At 67.3% G+C, this 21,536-nt stretch carries 19 protein-coding genes and 1 pseudogene; 13 read left to right on the top strand and 7 right to left on the bottom strand.

What is annotated here, in order from left to right; genetic code table 11:
- Positions 1-598: 598 nt before the first annotated feature.
- Together BLS50_RS31935 and BLS50_RS31940 are read right to left on the bottom strand one after the other, a co-directional pair.
- A complete protein-coding gene (locus BLS50_RS31935; RefSeq protein WP_011549841.1) occupies positions 599-2,137 on the bottom strand; it encodes a methyl-accepting chemotaxis protein in 1,539 nt (512 codons plus the stop codon).
- A gap of 181 nt (positions 2,138-2,318) precedes the next feature.
- Complete coding sequence (locus BLS50_RS31940) at positions 2,319-2,987, bottom strand: haloacid dehalogenase type II (protein WP_074807585.1); 669 nt, start codon at positions 2,985-2,987, stop codon at positions 2,319-2,321.
- Positions 2,988-3,453: 466 nt separating this feature from the next.
- Here BLS50_RS31940 and BLS50_RS31950 point away from each other — a divergent pair, with 466 nt between their 5' ends.
- From BLS50_RS31950 to BLS50_RS31990, 9 genes are all read left to right on the top strand, one after another.
- Complete coding sequence (locus tag BLS50_RS31950) at positions 3,454-4,314, top strand: GNAT family N-acetyltransferase (protein ID WP_074807591.1); 861 nt, start codon at positions 3,454-3,456, stop codon at positions 4,312-4,314.
- Between the two features lie 13 nt (positions 4,315-4,327).
- Complete coding sequence (locus tag BLS50_RS31955; protein WP_074807593.1) at positions 4,328-5,254, top strand: 2-hydroxyacid dehydrogenase; 927 nt, start codon at positions 4,328-4,330, stop codon at positions 5,252-5,254.
- Positions 5,255-5,418: 164 nt separating this feature from the next.
- Entirely contained in the window at positions 5,419-6,819 is a 1,401-nt protein-coding gene (locus BLS50_RS31960) for an aspartate aminotransferase family protein (RefSeq protein WP_074807596.1), read from the top strand.
- A gap of 85 nt (positions 6,820-6,904) precedes the next feature.
- A complete protein-coding gene (locus tag BLS50_RS31965) occupies positions 6,905-7,396 on the top strand; it encodes an Lrp/AsnC family transcriptional regulator (RefSeq protein WP_006749694.1) in 492 nt (163 codons plus the stop codon).
- A gap of 113 nt (positions 7,397-7,509) precedes the next feature.
- The gene (locus BLS50_RS31970; RefSeq protein WP_074807599.1) at positions 7,510-8,982 is read left to right on the top strand and encodes an NAD-dependent succinate-semialdehyde dehydrogenase; all 1,473 of its coding nucleotides are present in this window, start codon (positions 7,510-7,512) and stop codon (positions 8,980-8,982) included.
- 140 nt (positions 8,983-9,122) lie between these two features.
- On the top strand, positions 9,123-9,719 hold the full coding sequence (locus BLS50_RS31975) for a TetR/AcrR family transcriptional regulator (RefSeq protein ID WP_011549847.1): 597 nt from the start codon (positions 9,123-9,125) through the stop codon (positions 9,717-9,719).
- Between the two features lie 50 nt (positions 9,720-9,769).
- Positions 9,770-11,251 (top strand): MFS transporter, encoded by a 1,482-nt coding sequence (locus BLS50_RS31980; RefSeq protein WP_074807602.1) that lies wholly within the window; start codon positions 9,770-9,772, stop codon positions 11,249-11,251.
- A 70-nt stretch (positions 11,252-11,321) separates the two neighbouring features.
- The gene (locus BLS50_RS31985) at positions 11,322-11,630 is read left to right on the top strand and encodes an EthD family reductase (protein ID WP_074807606.1); all 309 of its coding nucleotides are present in this window, start codon (positions 11,322-11,324) and stop codon (positions 11,628-11,630) included.
- Between the two features lie 146 nt (positions 11,631-11,776).
- On the top strand, positions 11,777-12,076 hold the full coding sequence (locus tag BLS50_RS31990; RefSeq protein ID WP_034175954.1) for a hypothetical protein: 300 nt from the start codon (positions 11,777-11,779) through the stop codon (positions 12,074-12,076).
- 118 nt (positions 12,077-12,194) lie between these two features.
- On the opposite strand, the gene BLS50_RS31995 is transcribed toward BLS50_RS31990, so the two are convergent.
- Positions 12,195-13,670 carry an HD domain-containing phosphohydrolase gene (locus BLS50_RS31995; protein ID WP_074807609.1) on the bottom strand — a complete coding sequence of 492 codons (1,476 nt, stop codon included), beginning with the start codon at positions 13,668-13,670 and terminating at the stop codon, positions 12,195-12,197.
- A 292-nt stretch (positions 13,671-13,962) separates the two neighbouring features.
- On the opposite strand from BLS50_RS31995, the gene BLS50_RS32000 reads away from it, so the two are divergent.
- Positions 13,963-14,538, top strand: coding sequence for a DUF308 domain-containing protein (locus BLS50_RS32000; RefSeq protein WP_074807612.1), 576 nt, complete (start codon positions 13,963-13,965; stop codon positions 14,536-14,538).
- Positions 14,539-14,865: 327 nt separating this feature from the next.
- Here the strand turns inward: BLS50_RS32000 and BLS50_RS35750 are convergent.
- Together BLS50_RS35750 and BLS50_RS32010 are read right to left on the bottom strand one after the other, a co-directional pair.
- Positions 14,866-14,973 (bottom strand): annotated as a pseudogene (locus BLS50_RS35750) (IS5/IS1182 family transposase); the annotation flags it as partial.
- Positions 14,961-15,593, bottom strand: coding sequence for a TetR/AcrR family transcriptional regulator (locus BLS50_RS32010; RefSeq protein ID WP_074807617.1), 633 nt, complete (start codon positions 15,591-15,593; stop codon positions 14,961-14,963). The pseudogene BLS50_RS35750 and the gene BLS50_RS32010, both read right to left, overlap by 13 nt.
- 258 nt (positions 15,594-15,851) lie before the next feature.
- Here BLS50_RS32010 and BLS50_RS32020 point away from each other — a divergent pair, with 258 nt between their 5' ends.
- Positions 15,852-16,745, top strand: a complete 894-nt coding sequence (locus BLS50_RS32020) for an NAD(P)/FAD-dependent oxidoreductase (RefSeq protein WP_074807626.1) — start codon at positions 15,852-15,854, stop codon at positions 16,743-16,745.
- A 95-nt stretch (positions 16,746-16,840) separates the two neighbouring features.
- Entirely contained in the window at positions 16,841-17,704 is an 864-nt protein-coding gene (locus BLS50_RS32025) for a class I SAM-dependent methyltransferase (RefSeq protein ID WP_074807629.1), read from the top strand.
- 289 nt (positions 17,705-17,993) lie between these two features.
- Here BLS50_RS32025 and BLS50_RS32030 read toward each other — a convergent pair whose 3' ends face one another.
- Both BLS50_RS32030 and BLS50_RS32035 read right to left on the bottom strand, forming a co-directional pair.
- Complete coding sequence (locus BLS50_RS32030; protein WP_074807632.1) at positions 17,994-18,425, bottom strand: DUF6678 family protein; 432 nt, start codon at positions 18,423-18,425, stop codon at positions 17,994-17,996.
- Between the two features lie 298 nt (positions 18,426-18,723).
- Entirely contained in the window at positions 18,724-20,070 is a 1,347-nt protein-coding gene (locus BLS50_RS32035; protein ID WP_012336820.1) for an MFS transporter, read from the bottom strand.
- Between the two features lie 298 nt (positions 20,071-20,368).
- Between BLS50_RS32035 and BLS50_RS32040 the strand changes: the two genes are divergently transcribed.
- On the top strand, positions 20,369-21,406 hold the full coding sequence (locus tag BLS50_RS32040) for a LacI family DNA-binding transcriptional regulator (RefSeq protein WP_074807637.1): 1,038 nt from the start codon (positions 20,369-20,371) through the stop codon (positions 21,404-21,406).
- Positions 21,407-21,536 lie beyond the last annotated feature (130 nt).

Consider the following 21,536-nt stretch of genomic DNA (forward strand, 5'->3'; position numbering starts at 1 on the left):
GCTGGTGGCGGACGCGACGTCGTACACATGCAATTCATTTAAGCATCGCCAAAATGCGGTTTGTCGCGATTCGGGCGGCCCGCACGATACGAATCGACCGTTTTGAGCCGCCCGCGCAGCATGAATTGCTGCATGCGCATCCGTGTCGCCGTGTGCCCGGCGGTGTGTCGCGGCGGCTGCCGAACCCGTGTCGATGCAGGAAATCGTAAGGCCGCAGCCGCCGCAGATTGCGCCGACAAAATTGCCCGTTCGGCATCCGGCGCGCGTTTGGCTCGCGCAAACCGCACGTTTGTATCGAATGGGGGCTTGCATGCCGACGACGGCTGAAACGCGCCGCGCGGTGCGGCAGATCGCCGCATGCACGGGCGTCGGCGGTGGCACGCCGCGGATGAAAGTTCAGAAGAATGCCGCTCGATCGGAGCGGCTTGGCGAGAAGGCGGGAAGAGGACGGGACTGGCCGGCGATCGGGCGCACGCGGGCCGTGCAGCCGTCAGGAACCGTGGTGATCCCGTGGGGCGGCGCGTCCGTCACCGGCATGCCGGTGCGGCGTGATGGAGGTGGAGTGATGCGCCGGCTGCCCGCGAGCGGCACGAAGCCGTCACGCAGCGAGCCGGAATACCGACACGGCGGCCCGCAGGCGCGCCGCCTGCTCGTCCAGCGACGATGCGGCGGCGGCCGCCTGCTCGACGAGCGCGGCGTTCTGCTGGGTGACCTCATCCATTTGCGCAACCGCCAGCCCGATCTGTTCGATGCCGGTGCTTTGCTCGACCGATGCAGCCGAAATCTCGCCCATGATGTCGGCCACCCGGTCGATCGACCGGACGATCTCCGTCATGCGCTCACCGGCCGTCTCGACGAGCCGGCTGCCGCTGCCGGCCCGCTCGACCGACGCGTCGATCAAGCCCTTGATGTCCTTCGCGGCCGCGGCGCTGCGTTGCGCGAGCGAGCGGACTTCCGATGCGACGACGGCGAACCCGCGCCCCTCCTCGCCGGCCCGCGCGGCTTCCACCGCGGCGTTGAGCGCCAGGATGTTGGTCTGGAATGCGATGCTTTCGATGACGACGGTAATGTCGGCGATCCGCACCGATCCATCCGAGATCTGCCGCATCGTCTCGACGACCGCCTGCACGGCGGCGCCGCCCAGTTCGGTCGCATCCTTCGCCTGGGTCACGAGCGCATTCGCCTGGCGTGCATTGTCGGCGTTCTGTTTGACCGTCGACGTCATCTGCTCCATGCTCGCGGCCGTCTCCTGCAGCGACGCGGCCTGCTGCTCCGTGCGCTGCGACAGATCCAGGTTGCCTTGCGCGATCTCGCCGGTGCCGGTGGCGATCGAGTGGGTCGTGGTCTGGATTTCGGCGATGGTGTCGGTCAGCCGCGCCTTCATGTCGCCCAGCGCGACGAGCAGGCTGCCGGGCGCGGCATGCGCCGTATCGAACTGCACGTCCAGTTCGCCGGCAGCGATGCGGGCCGCGATCTGCGCCGCCTGCGCGGGCTCCCCGCCGAGCGTGCGCCTGACGCTGCGCAGCACACCCCACGCAATCGCCGCGAGCGCCGCGGCAATGACGAGCGTGACGACGCCCAGCACCGTCGCGAGCCGGGTAAACGCCGCGTTGATGTCGTCGTAGAAGAATCCCGTGCCGATCCACCAGTCCCAGTCCGGAATCGCGACCACGCCCTGCAGCTTCGGCTCGAGGTCCGCGTCGGGGCTGCGCTTGATCAGCACGTCGACGAGCGCGAAATGCGCCTGCGCCATGCCCGCGCGGTACGCCTCGCTGTCGGTCATGCCGCTGGTCGTGCGGTTGCCCTTCGCGCGCGTGCCGATGAACTTCGCGTTCGGATGGACGAGGTTGACGCCGTCGGACGTCGTGACCCAGAAGTAGCTCTTCGAATTCGCGTTGAGCGCCGCCAGCGCGGCCTTGGCCTGCTGCTGCGCCTGCTCCTGCGTGAGCGTGCCGCTCGTCTGCATCGCGCGATACGAATCGACCAGATGCTCGGCCTTGGTCAGCAGAATGACGATCTCTTCGCGGCGGCTGTCGATCAGCGCGTCGCGCAGCGTATGCAGCGACAACGCGGCGAGCAGGACGATACCGAGCAGCGCCGCGACGACGAGCATCAGCAGTTTGGTGGACAACTTCATGCGGGGGCCTCGCAATATTAACCGTTCGGTACATATATCGGCCCGGGCGAGCCGGCCTTGAACGATTCAATATCGGTAATTACCCTCGCTTCGTGCGCTGATCGAACGCGCACTGGGACGCGACGGGCTCCGGCGGCATCGCGGCCGCGTCCCGTCACGTCATGGCGATCGACGAACCGGCTTACAGCCCCAGCTGCGTCGCGAGCTGGCCGATGTCCGACACTTCGTAATAGTTGTAGAACGGCGTGCCCGGCTCGTGGCCGCGGTTCACGAACGCCTTGTGCTTGATCCCCAGATCCTCGGCGGTCATCAGGTCGTAGCGCAGGCTCGACGACACGTGCAGCACGTCCTCGGGCTTGCAGCCGAGCTTGTCGAACATGTATTCGAAGCCCTGCATCCGCGGCTTGTACGATTGCGCCTGCTGCGCGGTGAACACCGCGTGGAACGGCGCGCCGAGCTTGTCGACGTTGCTCATGATCTGCTCGTCCATCGCGTTCGACAGGATCACGAGCTTGTACTTCGACGCCAGCCGCGACAGCCCGGCCGGCACGTCCGGATGCGGGCCCCAGGTCGGCACCGCATGATAGAAAAGCTCGGCCTCGGCTTCGTCGAACGTCACGCCGAGCCGCGCACAGGTGCGGCGGATCGCGTTGACGACGACGTCGCGGTACGGCTTCCACGCGCCGAGCACCTCGTCGAGCCGATAGGCGGCGAACGCGCGCACGAAGGCCTCCATCGTGGCCGGCGACAGCCGGTCCGCATAGATTTCGCGCGCCGTCTCGGCCATCCGGAAATGGGTCAGCGTGCCGTAGCAGTCGAAGGTGATGTACTTCGGTTCAAACTGGATCATGGTCGGGTCCTGTCGGTGTGAAGCCCCGGCGGGCCGGGGATGGGCTGGGTTCAACGAAATTGAATCAGGGCAAAAAGTCGTTCGCGCATCGTTCGGCGCCGCTCAAAACGCAGAATCGCCGCGTGTTGCCCGGCACATGCAGCACGATCTGCGGCGCGATCGGGCGTGGCGCCGCGGCGCCGGCCGATGAGCACTGCGCCACCGCGGCGGGCGCGCCTGCCGGTGCGGCCCTTCGGCAGGCGACAACGCCGCCGTGCATGCATCGTAGAGGCATTCCCACAGCAGGAGTGGCTGGATCGACCGGCCGCGCCGGCACGGTCCGCGCGTTCGCGCGCGCCGATCATGCGGGTTTGCATCGATCGTGCGCGAGCGGCCGCCGCACCCCGAAAACAGGCGAATCGTCCTATCCGCGCCGCACCCGCGCTGGCAGAGTCGACCTGTCATTTCCACCCATCCGGAGTCCGGCGTGTCCGACCTCAATCCTTCCCGCACGCTTACCTATCGCCCGTTCACCGAAACGGACCTGCCCGCCGCGCATCGTCTGTCGGAAGCCGTCAAGTGGCCGCACCGCATCGACGACTGGCGCTTCGCGTTCCAGCTCGGCGGCGGCTTCGTCGCCGAGGATGAATCCGGCGTCGTCGGCACCGCGCTCGGCTGGCGCTTCGACGACGCGCATGCGTCCCTCGGCATGGTGATCGTGTCGCCCGAGCGCCAGGGCTGCGGCATCGGCCGCGAGCTGATGACCCGCGTGGTCGACAGTCTCGGCGAGCGGACCGTGTTTTTGCATGCGACGCCGTCCGGCGAACCGCTCTACGCGAAGTTCGGCTTCGCAGCGATCGGCACGGTCGATCAGCACCAGGGCGCCGCGTTCCAGCCGCCGCTGATCTCGCTGCCGCCCGGCGAGCGGCTGCGCCCGCTCGGCACCAATGACGGACCGCGCCTCGCCGCGCTCGCCTCGCGCGCGGCCGGCTACGAGCGCGGCGCGGTGATCGACGCGCTGCTCGACGTCGCGAACGGCATCGCGCTCGATCGCGACGGCGAGCTGCTGGGCTTCGCGCTGTTCCGCCGCTTCGGCCGCGGCCACGTGATCGGCCCGGTGGTCGCGCCCGATGCGCTGCGCGCGCAGGCGCTGATCAGCCACTGGCTCGCGCTGCACGAGGGCATGTTCGTGCGGCTGGACGTGCCGGGCGACAGCGGGCTGTCCGACTGGCTGCAGGGGCTCGGGCTGCCGCGCGTCGATACCGTCGTCGCGATGGCGCGCGGCACGCCGCCGGCCCGCGACCCGGCGCTGCGCCCGTTCGCGATCGTGAACCAGGCGCTCGGTTGAGGGGGCGCGCACGATGAGCTTCCTCTACAAGGCCGACCCGGTGCGCGGCGCGCAGTGGGCGGCGCGCTTCGCGCAACAGGCGCCCGATCTGCCGTTCCGGATCTGGCCGGACCTCGGCGACGCCGCAGCCGTCCGCTATCTCGCCGCATGGCAGCCGCCTGACGATCCGGTCGCGCTGCTGCCGAATCTCGAGGTCGTGTTCTCGGTCGGCGCCGGCATCGACCAGTTCGACCTGTCGCGCGTGCCTTCGCACATCCCCGTCGTGCGGATGATCGAGCCGGGCATCGTCGAAGGGATGGTCGAATACGTGACGCAGGCCGTGCTGACGATTCATCGCGACCTGTTCGACTATGCGGCCCAGCAGCGCGACCAGGTGTGGCGCGAGCATCCCGTGCGCGCGGCCGCGTCGCGGCGCGTCGGCGTGCTCGGGCTCGGTACGCTCGGCCAGGCCGTGCTCGACACGCTGCGGCGCTTCGGTTTCCCGTGCGCCGGCTGGAGCCGCACGCCGCGCACGCTCGACGGCGTCGACTGCTACGCGGGGGACGCGGCGCTCGACGCGTTCCTCGCCCGCACCGACATCCTGATCTGCTTGCTGCCGCTCACCGACAGCACGCGCGGCCTGCTCGGCGCGCGCGTGTTCGATGCGCTGCCGGCCGGTGCATCGCTGGTGCAGGTCGGGCGCGGCCCGCAGCTGGATTCGGCGGCGCTGCTCGCGGCGCTCGCAAGCGGGCGCCTCGACAGCGCGATCCTCGACGTGACGGACCCCGAACCGCTGCCGCCCGGCCATCCGTTCTGGACGCACCCGCGCATTCGCCTCACGCCGCACATCGCCAGCGCGACGCGGCCCGACACCGCGGTCGACGCGGTGCTCGCGAACCTCGCGCGCCATCGCGCGGGCCAGCCGATGATCGGCGTCGTCGACCGCACGCGCGGCTACTGACCTGCTGCGCGCCCCGGCCCGCCGGGCGCGCAGCAGAAAATGCCGAAGCGCCCCGTGCAAACGCCGCGCGCATACGTTTCGGGCCGCAAATTGAAGACGCATGCGGAATTCTCGCCCGTTAGCATGAACTCACCGCTGACACCTGACGAGAGTCCCGCCTTCCCATGAACCAAGCCGCGCTGATCGAAGCCGATCGTCAACACCTGATCCATCCCGTCGTCAATTACCGTGCGCACGAAGCGCGCGGCGTCACCGTGCTGGAATCCGCGGACGGCGTGTTCCTGCGCGACGCCGCCGGCCACACGCTGCTCGACGCGTTCTCCGGCCTGTGGTGCGTGAACGTCGGCTACGGCCGCGACAGCATCGTGAAGGCCGCCGCCGACCAGATGGCGAAGCTGCCCTACGCGACCGGTTATTTCCATTTCGGCTCGCAGCCGGCGATCGAGCTCGCCGAACGGCTCGCCGCGCTCGCGCCGCCGTCGCTGAACCGCGTGTACTTCACGCTCGGCGGCTCGGACGCGGTCGATTCCGCGGTGCGCTTCATCACGCACTATTTCAACGCGACCGGCCGCCCGTCGAAAAAGCAGATGATCGCGCTGGAGCGCGGCTATCACGGCTCGTCGTCGTTCGGCGCCGGCCTCACCGCGCTGCCGGCGTTCCACCGCCATTTCGACCTGCCGCGCGCGGACCAGCACCATATTCCGTCGCCCTACCCGTACCGCCATCCGCTCGGCGACGATCCGCAGGCGCTGATCGCCGCGTCGGTCGCCGCGCTCGAAGCGAAGGTCGCCGAACTCGGCGCGGACAACGTCGCCGCGTTCTTCTGCGAGCCGGTACAAGGCTCGGGCGGCGTGATCGTGCCGCCGGCCGGCTGGCTGAAGGCGATGCGCGACGCGTGCCGGCGCCTCGGCATCCTGTTCGTCGCCGACGAGGTGATCACCGGCTTCGGCCGCACCGGCCCGCTGTTCGCCTGCGAGGCCGAACAGGTCGACCCCGATCTGATGACCGTCGCGAAGGGATTGACCGCCGGCTATGCGCCGATGGGCGCGGTGCTGATGTCCGACGAAATCTACGAAGGAATCGCGGGCGAGCGCGCCGATGCGCCGGTGGTCGGCCACGGCCATACGTATTCCGCGCATCCGGTGAGCGCGGCGATCGGCCTCGAGGTGCTGAAGCTCTATCACGAAGGCGGCCTGCTCGCGAACGGCCAGGCGCTCGCGCCGCGCTTCGCCGCGGGGCTCGATGCGCTGCGCGCGCATCCGCTCGTCGGCGACGCCCGCTCGGTCGGCCTGCTTGGTGCGCTCGAACTGGTGGCCGACAAGGCGCACAAGACGCGCTTCGACGCGGCGCTGAACGTGCCGGACAAGATCGCGGCCGCCGCGTACGCGAACGGCGTGGTGTTCCGCGCGTTCGGCGACGGCGTGCTCGGCTTCGCGCCGGCGCTGAGTTTCACCGCGGGCGAGTTCGACCTGCTGTTCGAACGCGTGCGCAAGACGCTCGACGACGTGCTGGCCGATTCGGGCGTGCAGCGCGCGCTCGACGCCGCGCACGCGCAGCCGGCCTGACCGGCCAAGGGAAAGCCGGGCTTGTGGCCGCCATCGTTCGACTCTAAAGTAACCGGACATTCCATTTTTGCCTTCTCACGTGAACATGACGGACAGCAAGCTGGATCGCATCGACCTGCGCATCCTCTCCCAGTTGCAGAAGCGCGGCCGCATGACCAACGTCGAGCTGGCCGATGCGGTCGGGCTGTCGCCCAGTCCATGCCTGATCCGCGTGAAGCGGCTCGAGAAGGCCGGTTACATCGGCGGCTACGGCGCGCACATCCAGCTCGAGAAACTCGGCGACGTGCAGGTCGTGTTTACCGAGGTCACGCTGGCCGACCATCGGCGCGAGGATTTCGACCGCTTCGTCGCGGCGATCCGCAACGTCGACGAGATCGTCGAATGCCACCTCGCGAGCGGCGGCTACGACTACCTGCTGAAGTTCATCACGCGCAGCGTGAGCCATTACCAGACGATCGTCGAAGGGCTGCTCGAGCAGAACATCGGCATCGAGAAGTATTTCAGTTACGTGATCATCAAGTCGCCGTTCGTCAAACGGCACTACCCGCTCGAATCGCTGTTCGGCGAACGTCACTGACACCCGGTGTGCGTCATCCCGTCACGCGGCAGCCCGCTGTCCGCGCGGGGGGAGTCGCGCCCGCTCCGCCGTCGTCGTTGTCGTTGTCGAACCGCTTCATTCAAGGACCTGTCATGCCGCTTACGCTGTCCCGAACCGAACTCGTTCGCACCGCCAACCTGATCGATGGCACCTGGCGCGATGCGCTCGACGGCCGCCGCTTCGCCGTCACCGATCCCGCCACGCTCGAGACCGTTGCCCACGCACCCGACAGCGGCGCCGCCGACGCGCGCGCGGCAACCGACGCGGCGGCCCGCGCGCTGCCTGCGTGGCGCGCGACGCCCGCGCGCGAACGCGCCGCGATCCTGCGTGCCTGGCATGCGGCGATCGTCGCGCACACCGACGATCTGGCGAAGCTGATGTCGCGCGAACAGGGCAAGCCGCTTGCCGAAGCGCGCGGCGAAGTCGCGTACGGTGCGTCGTACGTGCTGTGGTTCGCGGAGGAAGCGACCCGCACGTACGGCGACCTGATCCCTCAGCAGCAGCGCGGCAAGCGGTTGAGCGCGGTGAAGGAGCCGATCGGCGTCGTCGCCGCGATCACGCCGTGGAATTTCCCGCTCGCGATGATCGCGCGTAAGATCGCACCCGCGCTCGCGGCCGGCTGCACGGTGGTCGCGAAGCCGGCGGAGGACACGCCGCTGACCGCGCTCGCGCTCGCGTTGCTCGCGCAGGAAGCCGGCGTGCCGGCCGGTGTGCTGAACCTGATCACCGCGTCGCGCGAACGCGGCGTCGACGCGGCGGCCGACTGGCTCGCCGACGGCCGCGTGCGCAAGATCACGTTCACCGGCTCGACGCCCGTCGGCAAGCTGCTCGCGCGCGAATCGGCGGCGACGTTGAAGAAGCTGTCGCTGGAGCTCGGCGGCAATGCGCCGTTCATCGTGTTCGACGACGCCGAGCTCGATGCCGCGGTCGACGGGTTGATGGCCGCCAAGTTCCGCAACGGTGGGCAGACCTGCGTGTCGCCGAACCGCGTGTACGTGCAGGCCGGTGTCTACGACGCGTTCGCCGCGAAACTCGCCGCGCGCGTCGCCGCGCTGAAGGTCGCGCCGGCGACCGACCCGGCCGCGCAGATCGGCCCGATGATCAACGCGCGGGCGGTCGACAAGATCGCGCGCCATGTCGGCGACGCCGTCGAACGCGGCGCACGCGTGCTGACGGGCGGCAAGCGCCTGACCGAGCTCGGCGCGAACTATTACGCGCCGACGGTGCTCGCCGACGCCACCGCCGACTTGCAGCTCACCTGCGAGGAAACCTTCGGCCCGGTCGCCGCGCTGTTTCGCTTCGATACGGAGGACGAAGCGGTCGACGCCGCGAACGACACGCCGTTCGGGCTCGCCGCGTATTTCTACACGCAGGACGTGCGGCGTATCGCGCGCGTGTCGGCGCGGCTCGAAACGGGCATCGTCGGCATCAATGAAGGCGCGCTCGCGAGCGAGGCCGCGCCGTTCGGCGGCGTGAAGGAATCGGGCTATGGTCGCGAAGGCTCGCGCTATGGGCTCGACGATTATCTGTCGATCAAGTACCTGTGCCAGGGCGGGCTCGACTGATCGGGTAACGCCTGCCCGACCGGCCGTCCGCGAGGACGGCCGTCGCCGTGTCCGGTCAAGCTACGCGCGTTGACATCGGAACCGATCGGTCCATATAATGAATCCAACTTCAGGCACCGCATCGTTTGCGAAACCGATCAATGGCAAATCCGGCTGGCGTGGGCCGTCCGCGCGAATTCGAACTGGGCGATGCCGCGCGCGACGCGATGGACGTTTTCTGGGATCGCGGCTATGAAGGCGCGTCCCTGCCCGACCTGATCGCCGGCACCGGCTTGTCGCGCGGCAGTCTCTACAAGGCATTCGGCGACAAGAAGGCGCTGCTGCTGGCGGCGCTCGACCTGTATATGGCCGACGGGCTCAAGGCGACCGCCGACATCCTGTCGCAACCCGGCCCCGTGAAGGACGCCATTCGCGACTCGCTGCTGCGCTATGCCCGGCTGTCCATTGGCGAGGCCGGCCGGCGCGGCTGTCTCGCGGTCGCGATGACCACCGAGCTGGCCGCGCGCGATGCCGATGTCGCGGAACGCACCGGGCGCATGTTCCGGCGCCTGCAGCAGCTCTATGCGGGCGCGATCGTCCGCGGCCAGGCGAGCGGCGAGATCCCCGAGCAGGACGAACAGGTGCTGGCGCGTTTGCTCGTCTGCCAGGTCGAGGGCATGCGCGTGCTGGGGAAAACCGGCGTCCCCGAGCACGACATGCTCGCGCTGGTCGACCGCACGATGCGCATTCTCGACTGATATTTTTTTACCCAATTTGGAACCGATTGGTTCCGTATGGAGAGCCGTCCATGTCACGGAATGACCCCGTATCACCCGACCCGCGTCGCTGGGCCATGTTTTCGGTCCTGCTCGTCGGCGCGTTCCTGCCGCCGCTGGATTTCTTCATCGTCAATGTCGCGCTGCCGTCGATTCGCGCGGAACTGGGCGCCTCGTCGTCGGCCGAGCAACTCGTCATTTCGTCGTATGCGGGCCTGTACGCGGTGACGCTGATCACCGGCGGACGATTGGGCGACCTGTTCGGCCGCGGGCGCGTGTTTTTCCTCGGCTTGATCGGCTTTGCGATCGCCTCGACGCTGTGCGGCCTCGCGAGTTCGCCGTGGACGCTCATCGTCGGCCGCGCGTTGCAGGGCGTGACGGCCGCGATCATGGCGCCGCAGGCGCTCGCGTCGATCCAGGCGATCTTTCCCGAATCGGAAAAGCCGCTCGCGCTCAGCCTGTACGGCGCGGTATTCGGCCTCGCCGCCGTGGTCGGGCAGGCGCTGGGCGGAATCCTGATCTCGCTGAATCTGTTGAACCTCGGCTGGCGCACGATCTTCCTCGTCAACCTGCCGCTGGCGATTCTGGTCGTCCTGTTCGGGATTCCGCTGCTGAAGGAAACGCGGGCGCAGCATGCGCGCAAGCTCGACCTCGGCGGCACCGCGCTGTCGATGCTGACGCTCGGCGCGCTAATCGTGCCGCTGATCGAGGGGCGCGAAGCGGGCTGGCCGGTATGGGCATGGGTGTCGCTGCTCGCGGTGCCGGCCCTCGCGTGGTGCTTCTGGCGCTACGAGCGCCGGCTGGGCAGCCGCGGCGGCGCACCGCTGCTCGACCCGACCGCGCTCCGAGCCCCGGGGCTGGGCCGGGCGTTGCTGATCGCGCTGCTGCTGTACTCGATCGGCACGTTCTTCCTGCTGTTCTCCGTGTATCTGCAGAATGCATTGCACGTCGACGCGCTGAGCGCGGGCCTCGTGTTCCTGCCGTTCGGCGTGGGGTTCCTGCTCGGCCCGCTGTCGACGCCTGTCTGCTCGCGTGTCATCGGCGCTTACGTCAATCCGTTCGGCATGAGCCTGGAGATCGTCGGGCTCGTCGGCCTCGCGTGGTTGATCGACGTCACGCCGGTCGGGATGCCGCTCGCTGCCGTGCCGCTCGCCGTCGTTCTCTTCGTCATCGGTTTCGGACAAGGCCTCGCGCTACCGACCCTGATGCGCATGGTGACGGGGCGCGTCGCACCCGCGCTGTCCGGCATGATCGCCGGCATCGTCAGCTCGACGCTGCAGGTCAGCACGTCGCTCAGCGTGGCGATCATCGGCGGAATTTTCTATACGGTGCTCGGCACGCGCCAGGACCCGGCGGCCATCGCGCATGCGTTCATCGTCGCACTCCTGTCGATCTCGTCGTTCCTCGCCATCGGCGCCGCGCTGGGCCTCTCGCTCGCTCGTGCACCCGCCGCGCCCACCTCGCTGCCGGCCGCTGCCCGGCCGACCTTCGGCCCGGCGCGCAAACGGCCGTGATCGCCCGTCATCGCCAGTCGTCTCCCGTATCGACATTCGCCGCCGTAGCAGTCCGACCTGGAGGTCCTTGATGTTTTTCGTCGTTTCCTATCGCCGAGCCGCGGGCACGCGGTTCGATTCCCGTTACTACGTCGAGCAGCACATTCCGCTGGTGGAAAAATCCTGGAAACCGTACGGACTCGAATACGTCGACGCTTTCTTCCCGGCACGTGAGGATAGCGAACTGATCGTCGTGGCGATGTGCCGCTTCAAGGACAGCACGGCATTGGACGCCGCGCTCGCGTCCGCGGAGACGGCTCACGTCATGACCGATATCGATGCGTTCACCGATATCGAACCCGATCGGCACATCGCGGATATGTTCTCGCGCATGTCGTAGCGGCGGTCACGCGGTAACGGCGATCGTGCGCCGCCACGCATCGGTTCCGGCGAGCGCCATCGGTCACTTGTCCGATGGCGCCGCGAGCGATCGGGTGTCAGGATAGGCAACGTCACGCGACTACCCGAACCGGGAGGATGACTGCAATGTCGGTACGTCAGCTGTTCATCGTTGAACTGGCGAGCGGCCTGCCCCGCGCGTTCGGCGTGCTCGCTATCCTGTCGGGCCTGTTTCGGATCGGCATCGCGGTGCGTCGCGGGAAGCACGCCGGCACGCCGTCGCGAACGATCCCGGATGGGGCGCGAACGGCGCTGGCTGGCGCGCTGCTTTCCTGCGAAGCCGTCGGCGCCGTCTACTTCGCGATCGCGGCGTTGGGGTACGGCTGGGCCGACACCGACGCAACGGCCCCGGATCGCCGGAAACGGGTGAGCGACTGGCCGTCTTGAACGGCACGACCGCCATTTCCGACAAGCGGGACAAACCACTGCACGGGCGGAGCGTCAAAGGCCGCGCAGGCCGGGCCGTCCTTCCGCGCACGGAGGCGAATCCGCAGCGCGGAGCGCGTCACAGCAACCCCAGCGCCGACGCCTTGAGGGTCGCCGCGGCACGCGTCGAACATTCGAGCTTGCGGAACGCCTTCTCGACATGGGTTCGTACCGTGCTCGGACTCATCGCGAGCGCCTGCGCGACCTGCTTGTTGCTCGCGCCGCGGGAAATCGCCCGCAGCACGTCGATTTCCCGTGCGGACAGGCGCGGGCCAGCGGGCGACGCGCCCGTGGCGGTGCGCCGGAGCAAGGGCGCGCCACCCGTCACGAGCGCGGCCACCGCTTCGCCGCATAGCCGGCCGCACGCAACTTCTTCCTGCAACTGGCCAGCAGCGGCCGCATCGCTCAGCGCCGCGCGCCACGGACGCGCCGAGCGCAACGCGACCCAAGCCAGCGACGCCGCCAGCACGCGCGCCTCCAGCGTCAGCGCCGCCTCGCGCGCGCCGCGAAAATAACCCGAGCCGTCCAGCCGTTCATAGGCATACGACGCAAGCACCGCGGCTTCGCCGAGCGCGCCGGTCTGCCGGCCGGCGCGCTCGGTCCAGTACGGCACGAGCCGCACCTTTTCCCAGGCGCTGGCAGGCAGCCGCGTCGGCAGACTCCACACGTCGTTCGGCACCGCGGCCCTGCCGATGCCATGAATCAGTCCGGCGCGGTACACGCGTTCGCGCGCCGCCTCGTCCGGCGAGAGACGGCCGTAACACGCGGCCGCCGTCGCGGCGACCGAACGCGAAAAACCCGTCATCCACGGCAGTTTCAGATCGATGACGTCCGCAATCAATTCCGCGGACGTCGCGCCCTGCATGTCCGGTGTGGCCAATGCGGCGTCCAGGTCGGCAGGCGCCATGTGCTCGAGCGCCGCCAGCCAGCGCGGCGCCTCACGCGCAGCCGTCTCGACGAGCATGGCCGGGTAGCGTGACCCCGCGCGTTGCCCGATCAGTTCGACGGCCCGCTCGATGCCGTACGTGCGGCTGAACACGTCGAGGTCGCCTGCGAGCGCGACGATCGACACGGCGGCCGGCACCTGTTCGTGCACGAGCCGTGCGGGCAGCCCGTTGCCGTCCCAGGTTTCGAAGATATGCCGCAACGCAGTTTCCGTCGCGTGGGACAGACCCAGGATTCGCGCCACCTCGCCCGAGACTTCGCAGTGGATCTTCGCGAGCGGGATCAGCGCGACGCCCGCCCCGCCGATCGCTTCGGCGATGCCGGGCCGGCTCTCGAGCATCGCGGCGCGAATCGCAACGTCGTCACCGAATACCTGCGCGAAACCCGCCGCGTTCGCCGTGCAGCCCGACCAGCGCAACAGCGCCACTTCGCGCGCCGTGTCGCACACCGATGCGTCGAATCGTGCCGCGTGCGCGAGCTGCGCCGCCAGCCAGCCGGTGCGCGGCGAATGGTCGGTCGGCTGGCCCATGCTGAGATCGCCGATGAAGGCCAGCGCGCGTACGGCGTCGAATATGCGCAGCGGGGCGAGATGGACTTCGGCGTCGGACATCGGGCGGGGCCGGGACGTTTGCAAGGATGGGAAAACGATCATACGCGACGGCGTCGCGGCGTGCATGCGCATGCGCGTCGGGGCTCGGGGTTCGCCGCGGCCGGCCCGGCGCGAAGTCCCCCCGCCTCGGTGCAGGCAACCGGAGGACATCGCCATCGGACATCTGACCGATAGCGGCAAGGCCGGGCGATTGCGATACTCGGCGCACTGGAGATCCGGGCGGCACCGCATCCGCATGGCGGAAGCCCTGCATGCCGGCCGGAACGACGATTCAATGTACGAAGGAGTGCAAATGGCTGACCGCTACCCCGAATTTCGTCCCCCTGCCGACGAACAATGGCTGAAACGGTACTACTTTTCTCGGGCGATATTCTCGCTGATCTGGGTCGCGCTGGCGTTTGCCGTCGGCCGGCAGAGCGCGGCCGGCGCGGCGGTCCTGCTGGTGGTTTATCCGGCCTGGGATGCGCTCGCCAATTTCGTCGACCTGTCCCGTAGCGGCGGGATGGCGGCAAACCGCACGCAGGCGGTCAACGTCGCGATCAGCGCCGTCACGACGCTGGCGATATTTCCGGCGCTGAATGCGGGCATGCATGCGGTGCTCACGGTGTTCGGCGTCTGGGCGATTCTCTCCGGCGCGATGCAGCTCGGCACCGCCGTGCGACGCTGGAAGCATGCCGGCGCACAGTGGGTGATGATCCTGAGCGGTGCGCAATCGGCACTGGCCGGCCTGTTCTTCATCGTCCAAAGCCATGCGCCGATGCCGCCCGCGATCGTCAAGATCGCGGGCTACGCGGGAGTCGGTGCGCTTTATTTCCTGATATCCGCGATTTGGTTGCAGGTGCGAGGGATGCGACGCAGCGTGTCGTGAGCCGGCGATCGAAATGAAGATGTCACGCCGCCACGGGTCGCCGTGGCTGCGCCTGCGCCTGCGGTCAACGCGACGCTTTGTGCAAAGCATGAGATCTTGCAGGCGACCGTAGCGATAAAACAATTATTTCGCGGTTGCGAACGGCTCTGAACGACCCGTTGCAGGCGGTCCAGCAGTCTCTTTTCTAGGGTAGCCATCGGAGTGAAGCGCTCGTTCCGTGCCGTCGCCTGGGGGACACGTCATCGGCCTCTGCGGACGCTTAGACCCGTGAGTTGATGAGGCGGCTTGACTGCCCGCACGGACGGCTTTTGCACTCACGCAATGCCCCCCCGTCAGTCGTCCACGCATCATCCATCGGTTGCTCAGGGCGAACATCGTATGCAACTGCTGCGGGTTCGTCATCAAGCCTCGATAGCGCACCTTTAGATGCCACCGTGCGCGGCGATGAACATGGCGACGGCCGACCGGCAATAGGACTCGATTTCGTTGTCGTCCTCTGCTCTCGCCTCGTCGAAGCGTGCGATAAGCAGCAGATCGCATCCTTTGAAGAGCGCGCCAAACAAGCGGGCGGACCGGGGAGCATCGGGTACGTTCAGCATCGCTTTCGCGTGCAACTGACGCAACACGGCCTCGATTTGGGCGATGACATGGGCGGGCCCGGCTTCGTAATGAAGCTTGCTTAACGACCTTTGATTCGTCTTGTCGGCCAAAACCATGGCTTCGACACTGCGGACGTCCGGACTCAACAGCGTGCGAAGCAGCGATGATCCCACTGCCATGAGCTGATCTTCAGCCGAACCGGCGATGCCTTCGGTAAGGGTTTGCGGTGCAAACTGCTGGCAGCGGGCCGCCATGGCCGCGCTGAACAGCGCCTCCTTGTTCTCGAAGTGCCGATAGATGCTGAGCTTGGATATCTTCGCGCGCTGCGCAACCTTGTCCATGGTCGTCGCCTGAAAACCCAATTCCACAAAGAGTTCGCAGGCAGTGTCGACGATCGTCTGGCGAAGCGCCTCGTTGGCGGGCCGGCCGCGCCGGCCCTGGTTATTTTCGGTCACGACAATTCCAGTACTTGACAGTATTCAAATTTGAGTATTACGATACCACGCAGTATCGCAATCTGCAAGCCAAGGGCGTATTCCCCCGGGCCGCCGGGCGATATCGAGCAGCATTGTCTGCCTGGTCAATACAGCCATGGGCAACTTTCTTGCCAATGTCGAAGCCGTGCGCGCTGACCGTCTCAAATGCGTAACGCCGGACGAGGTTGCACACCACGCCGAGCCCGACCGTCCATCCACAACACGGAGCCCATCACCATGAATGACGTCATCATCATTGGCGGCAGCTTTGCCGGCCTCGCTGCTGCCCTGCAGCTTGGCCGTGCCCGCCGCAAGGTCACCGTTCTCGATACCGGCCGGCCGCGCAACCGGTTTGCCGGCCACTCGCATGGCCTGCTCGGCCACGATCACAAGCCGCCGCTGGACATCTTGGTCGAGGCGCGGCAGCAGCTGGCGCGCTATCCAACGATCAGTTTCGTCGATGCCCGGGCCGAGAGCGTGTCGGGCGCCATCGACGATTTCTGCGTTGTCACTGACGATCACGAAAGCCTGAGGGCACGCCGCCTGATCCTGAGCTACGGCGTCGCCGACCAGATGCCGGACGTTCCGGGCTTTGCTGAAAGCTGGGGCACGTCCATCGTGCCCTGCCCCTATTGCGACGGCTTTGAAGTCGCCGGCCAGCATTGGGGCCTGGTCTGGTCCGGCCCGCAGTCGTACCAGTCTGCCAGACTGTTCCGCGATTGGACCGACAACTTGACTGTCTTCGCCGATGGTCATGACATCGCGCCCGATATCCAGGCCGATCTGGCGGGCCGCAACATACCTGCCGTCGATGGCCGGATCGTCGAGATCGCCCATCACCAGGGCCGTATCGCCACCGTCAATCTCGATACCGGCCGCAATGTCGCGGTCGACGTCCTGTTCGCCCAGCCGCGCAACAAGCCGTCCGCAAGCCTGCATGAATCGCTGGGTCTTGCTACGGTCGATACGCCCACCGGCATCGTCCTCAAGGTCGACGAGCGCCGCCAAACCAGCATGCCCGGCATCTACGCCGCTGGCGACCTCGCCACGCCCTTCTTGCCCTCGGTCTCCCAGGCTTCATCGCAGGGCGCGATGGCGGGTATCTTCGCCCAGCAGTCGATGGTGGTCTGAGAGCACAGATCCCTGCTCTCGTTGCGTCGTCGCCTTCGAAAAGGTTGGCGTAGATCGACGCGGCGAAAGGCGAATCGTCGAGTCAAGGAGATGAGATGGCAAAGCAAAGTGCTGATCAGGTGGATGACTGGAATGGTCAAAGCGGGGAGCGCTGGGTCGCCAACCAGGCCCGGCTCGACGCTCTGGTGGCGGTGTTCGGGCAGGCTGCGATCGAAGCCGCCGCGCCCGCGACGGGTGAGCGCGTGCTGGACATCGGCTGCGGCGCGGGTGCGTCGAGTCTGGCTCTGGCCGCTCGCGTCGACGCGGGGGGCCAAGTGCTGGGCGTGGACATATCCGAACCGCTGATCGATCGAGCGCGCGCGCTTGCGCGCCACGATACGCCGGCCCTGTTTCAGGTGTCCGACGCCAGCAGCGCAGAGCTGCCCGAAGGCGCGTTCGACATTCTGTTCTCGCGTTTCGGCGTGATGTTTTTCCCCGATCCGACAGCGGCGTTCGCCCATATGCGACGCGCGCTCCGGCCGGGCGGCCGGGTCGCTTTCGTCTGCTGGCGCGGTGCGGCCGAGAACGATTGGATGCGACTGCCGATGGGCGCGCTCAAGGACATCGTCCCACCGAGCGCGCTGCCCGATCCCGAAGCGCCCGGCCCGTTTTCGTTCGGCGACCGGGCGCACGTGGCGAGCATCCTGACGGGGGCCGGTTTCACCGAAATCGTTATCTCGCCCTTCGACGCGGCCGTCCCGTTCGGCGAGGGCGAAACACGGGACGCCGCGATTGACGACGCAGTGAGGATGACGCTTGAGGTCGGCCCGCTGTCGCGTGCGCTCGCTGGTCAGCCCGACGACATCCGCGCCCGTGCCTCCGCCGCAGTTCGTGCCGCCTTCGCGAGCCTTCCCGGCGAGGGGGCGGTGATGATCAACGGCGCGGCCTGGGTCGTCATGGCACGAAATCCGGCAAGCTGACAGGAATTAACAGGGGAGACGCCTCCGCTTGTGGCCGAACGCTGTCGTCCGTCGGATTTGCCGATAGCGCCACTCGCCCCGGTGTCGGGATGTGGTGTCGCATCCGCAGGGGCAGCGCTGGTCAATGATCGAAGTAGCAGACACACGACCACCGGCGCCCATCGACGCAAGACGCTCGAGTTCCGGATACAGTCTTGCCCGAGAAAGTTTCACCAAGTCGGGAATAAGCTCGAGCCACCGAAAAGTCCCGCACACCGATCTGCATCGTTTCCGACCAGTGCCGTGTTGATCAGCGCGATGCGTCTGGCGGAAAATCTTCATAAGACTTCGGGGCATAGCCCCAGACTCTGGCAACGCCACCTCTCGCCTCGAATTCGAAGCCTATTTCCGCGAGCTTACTCAAAACGAGCGCTGAGTGATCGACGGCCTCGTGCGTGACCGAAGCCGACTGATGCAACCCGATATCCATCCACTCAACGCCCACGAATGGAAACGGCAGGTGGTAGAACCACTCGACATCCCATCTCGATACATGGCCATTGACCCACTTTGAACGATAGGAAGGTCGCCATTCGTCCAGAGCGCGCATGAAAGAAATCAACTCGTTCCACTTTGTGTCATTGGCCAGCGCCCCTGCGAACTTGTTGCGCACCTGGGATAGAATTTTTGCCTTGTTGATACCATGGGGCACGGCATCAGCCATAGGAAGCTCTGACTGCATTTACTCACCTGTTTCAGTCGCGGGGAATGCGATACGCTTTCGCACGATTGTCGACTATCCAGGCACCGGGGTCGAGCGACCGCAAGTGACCACCTGCCATCCGACGCGTTCGTCCGTATCCGCCCCGCAAGAAACACCAGCCATTCCCAACCCGCCCTTTCGGGCCGGCCGATGACTCCAGCTCGACCTCCGTGCCTACCGGTTACGTAACGCCTGGCGCGTGTGTCGCCCGCAGCCATCCGGCGCCGGAGCGGCGCGATGTCACCGCCCCCGGCCGGACGTAACGTCGGGCGACGCCCTACCGCCCCGCCGGCGGCTGCAGGATGTCGCGCGGAATCGCCGCGATCAGCACGCAGCTGACCAGCAGGCACGCGCCCAGTGCGTAGGTCCCGTTGTTGATGTTGCCGGTCATTTGCTTGGCGACGCCGGTGATCATCGAGCCCGTGAAGCCGGACAGGTTACCCACCGAGTTGATCAGCGCAATGCCGGCGGCCGCGGCCGTACCGGACAGGATTTGCCCCGGAAAGGTCCAGTAGATCGGCATCAGCGCGAGGATGCCGCACGTGGCGATGGTCAGGAATACGATCGACAGCGCCACGTTGTGGGCGAACGCCGCGCTCAGGATCAGGAAGACGCCGCCGATCAGCGCGGGAATCGCCGCATGCAGGCGGCGCTCGCCGGTCCTGCGCGAGTGCGACGCGTTCCACACCATCGCGAAGATCGCGGTCAGGTACGGAATGGCCGTCAGCACACCGATGTGCAGCGGGCTCTGCACGCCCGACGCGCGGATGATCGACGGCAGCCAGAAGGCCAGCCCGTAGAAGCCGGTATTGAAGGTCAGCAGGATGAAGGTGAGCAGCCAGACGCGCGGGCTGCGCAGCGCGGCGCCGATGCTGTGCGATTTGTGCGCGGCCTCGGCTTCGAGGTTGCGCGACAGCACCGCCTTTTCGTCGGCGGACAGCCACTTCGCCGACTGCGGGCCGTCGCCCAGGCAGGCCAGCACGATGAACGCCACCACGATCGACGGCAGCCCTTCGAGCAGCAGCATCCATTGCCAGCCGCTCATGCCCGACAAACCGTGCGTCTGCTCCATCAGCCAGCCGGACAGCACGCTGCCGAGCGTCAGGCTGAGCGGGATCGCGACCAGGAAGCCCGACATCGCCACGCTCTGGCGCCGCGCGGGGAACCAGTAGTTCATGTACAGGATGACGCCCGGGAAAAACCCCGCTTCGCACAGCCCCAGCAGAAAGCGCAGCGTGTAGAACATCGTGGTCGTCTGCACGTGGAAGAACTGCGCGAGCGGCACGATGAACGCCATCGACGACGACACGATGCCCCACGTGATCATGATCCGTGCGATCCAGAAGCGTGCGCCGTAGCGGTGCAGCAACAGATTGCTGGGCATTTCGAACAGGAAATAGCCCCAGAAGAAGATGCTGGCGCCGAGCGCATAGACGCCGTCGCTCAGGCTCAGGTCGTCGAGCATCTGCAGCTTGGCGAAGCCCACGTTGACGCGGTCCAGGTAGGCCACGACGTAGCAGAGCAGCAGCAACGGCAGGATGCGCCGCATGACCTTGCGATAAAGGGCGTCTTCGGACGAGTCGGCCGCGGCCGGTGCGGCAGCGGCCTGCGTAAGGGATGGCATCGGTCTGTCTCCTGTTTATGTCGATCTTCTTCGTACCGGCGAGTGCGTTTGACGCATCGATGTTACCGATAACATCCGGTGGCAAAAAAAAGCCGGCGAGGCGACGGGAGCGATCAGCACGTTGATACCGGTAACAAAATCGAAGGTAGCACGTCGCGACAGGCACGTACAAGTGTCGCCGGACGCGTGGTTTCCCTAGTACGGCCATCACCGCGACGGGCACGCCGCGACCGTGCCTGAACGATATGCCGCACCGGTATGATGTAGCCTTTCCGGCTCTCTCCCGATCGCGATTCCGATGCCCAGCCCCACCGCCGTCCGGCCCGCCGGGCCGCCCCGCATGTCCGACGTAGCGCGCCTCGCCGGCGTATCGAAGATGACGGTATCGCGCGTGCTCGCGGGCCACAGCGTGGCCGCCGAGACGCGTGCACGGGTCTGCGAGGCCATCGACCGGCTCGGCTACGTGGCGGATGCCGCCGCCGGCGCGCTGTCGTCGGGACGCTCGGAATTCGTCGCGGTACTGGTGCCGTCGCTGTCGAGCTCCAACTTCTCGGACACCGTGCGCGGCCTGACCGATGCGCTCGAACCGCACGGCCTTCAACTGCTGCTCGGGGACACCGACTACGACCTCGAACGCGAAGAACGGCTGGTCCGTTCGATGCTGCGGCACCAGCCGCGCTGCATCGCGCTGACCGGGTCGCAGCACACCGACGCGACGCGCAAGGTATTGGAGCGCTCCGCGATTCCCGTGGTCGAGATGTGGGACCTGCCCACGCGCCCGATCGACACCGCCGTGGGCTTCTCGAACGTGCGGGCCGCCCGTGCGATGGTGCGTCATCTGGCCGAGCGCGGTTACCGGCGCATCGGCTTTCTCGTCGGCGCCAGCGAACTGGATCGCCGCGGCCTCGACCGGCTCAAGGGCTACCAGGCGGAGATCAAGGCGCTCGGGCTGGGCGAACCGCGCGTCGTGCGGCTCGGCGAATCGCCGATCACGATGAGCCACGGCGGGCCGGCGATGGCGGCGCTGCTGGAGCGCTGGCCGGACACCGACGCGGTGATGTGCGTGAGCGACATGTCGGCGTTCGGCGCGATCATGGAGTGTCACCGGCGCGGGCTGTCAGTGCCTGCCGACATCGCAGTGGCGGGCTTCGGGAACTTCGAAGTGGCCGAGTGCTGCCACCCGACCATCACGACCGTGTCGGTCGACGCGTACGGCATCGGGCTGCGCACGGGCGAAGCGTTGCTGGCGGCGCTGCAAGCGCGCGACGGCGGCGAGCCGACCGAGTCGAAAAGCATCCGGATCGACTACACGATCATCGCGCGGGAAAGCGCCTGACGGGCTGACGGCCGGGCGCGCGCCGACGCGCGACGTGCGCGGCCTCGCACCGCCCCCCCCGGCCCTGCATCTGCGCCACGCGCACACGAAATCCCTTCCGCTACGCAAAAAACCCGTGCTAACATCCCAT

It is taken from the genome of Burkholderia orbicola (genome assembly GCF_900100915.1).
Taxonomy (GTDB): Bacteria; Pseudomonadota; Gammaproteobacteria; order Burkholderiales; family Burkholderiaceae; genus Burkholderia; species Burkholderia orbicola.

Bases quoted from the DNA above. Each gene is read 5' to 3' on its own strand.
- BLS50_RS31940 (WP_074807585.1), bottom strand. From the start codon at position 2,987: ATGATCCAGTTTGAACCGAAGTACATCACCTTCGACTGCTACGGCACG.
- BLS50_RS31985 (WP_074807606.1), top strand. From the start codon at position 11,322: ATGTTTTTCGTCGTTTCCTATCGCCGAGCCGCGGGCACGCGGTTCGAT.
- BLS50_RS32035 (WP_012336820.1), bottom strand. From the start codon at position 20,070: ATGCCATCCCTTACGCAGGCCGCTGCCGCACCGGCCGCGGCCGACTCG.
- BLS50_RS31970 (WP_074807599.1), top strand. From the start codon at position 7,510: ATGCCGCTTACGCTGTCCCGAACCGAACTCGTTCGCACCGCCAACCTG.
- BLS50_RS31935 (WP_011549841.1), bottom strand. From the start codon at position 2,137: ATGAAGTTGTCCACCAAACTGCTGATGCTCGTCGTCGCGGCGCTGCTC.
- BLS50_RS31990 (WP_034175954.1), top strand. From the start codon at position 11,777: ATGTCGGTACGTCAGCTGTTCATCGTTGAACTGGCGAGCGGCCTGCCC.
- BLS50_RS32030 (WP_074807632.1), bottom strand. From the start codon at position 18,425: ATGCAGTCAGAGCTTCCTATGGCTGATGCCGTGCCCCATGGTATCAAC.
- BLS50_RS32000 (WP_074807612.1), top strand. From the start codon at position 13,963: ATGGCTGACCGCTACCCCGAATTTCGTCCCCCTGCCGACGAACAATGG.
- BLS50_RS31980 (WP_074807602.1), top strand. From the start codon at position 9,770: ATGTCACGGAATGACCCCGTATCACCCGACCCGCGTCGCTGGGCCATG.
- BLS50_RS31960 (WP_074807596.1), top strand. From the start codon at position 5,419: ATGAACCAAGCCGCGCTGATCGAAGCCGATCGTCAACACCTGATCCAT.
- BLS50_RS31995 (WP_074807609.1), bottom strand. From the start codon at position 13,670: ATGTCCGACGCCGAAGTCCATCTCGCCCCGCTGCGCATATTCGACGCC.
- BLS50_RS32040 (WP_074807637.1), top strand. From the start codon at position 20,369: ATGCCCAGCCCCACCGCCGTCCGGCCCGCCGGGCCGCCCCGCATGTCC.
- BLS50_RS32025 (WP_074807629.1), top strand. From the start codon at position 16,841: ATGGCAAAGCAAAGTGCTGATCAGGTGGATGACTGGAATGGTCAAAGC.
- BLS50_RS31955 (WP_074807593.1), top strand. From the start codon at position 4,328: ATGAGCTTCCTCTACAAGGCCGACCCGGTGCGCGGCGCGCAGTGGGCG.
- BLS50_RS32020 (WP_074807626.1), top strand. From the start codon at position 15,852: ATGAATGACGTCATCATCATTGGCGGCAGCTTTGCCGGCCTCGCTGCT.
- BLS50_RS31975 (WP_011549847.1), top strand. From the start codon at position 9,123: ATGGCAAATCCGGCTGGCGTGGGCCGTCCGCGCGAATTCGAACTGGGC.
- BLS50_RS31965 (WP_006749694.1), top strand. From the start codon at position 6,905: ATGACGGACAGCAAGCTGGATCGCATCGACCTGCGCATCCTCTCCCAG.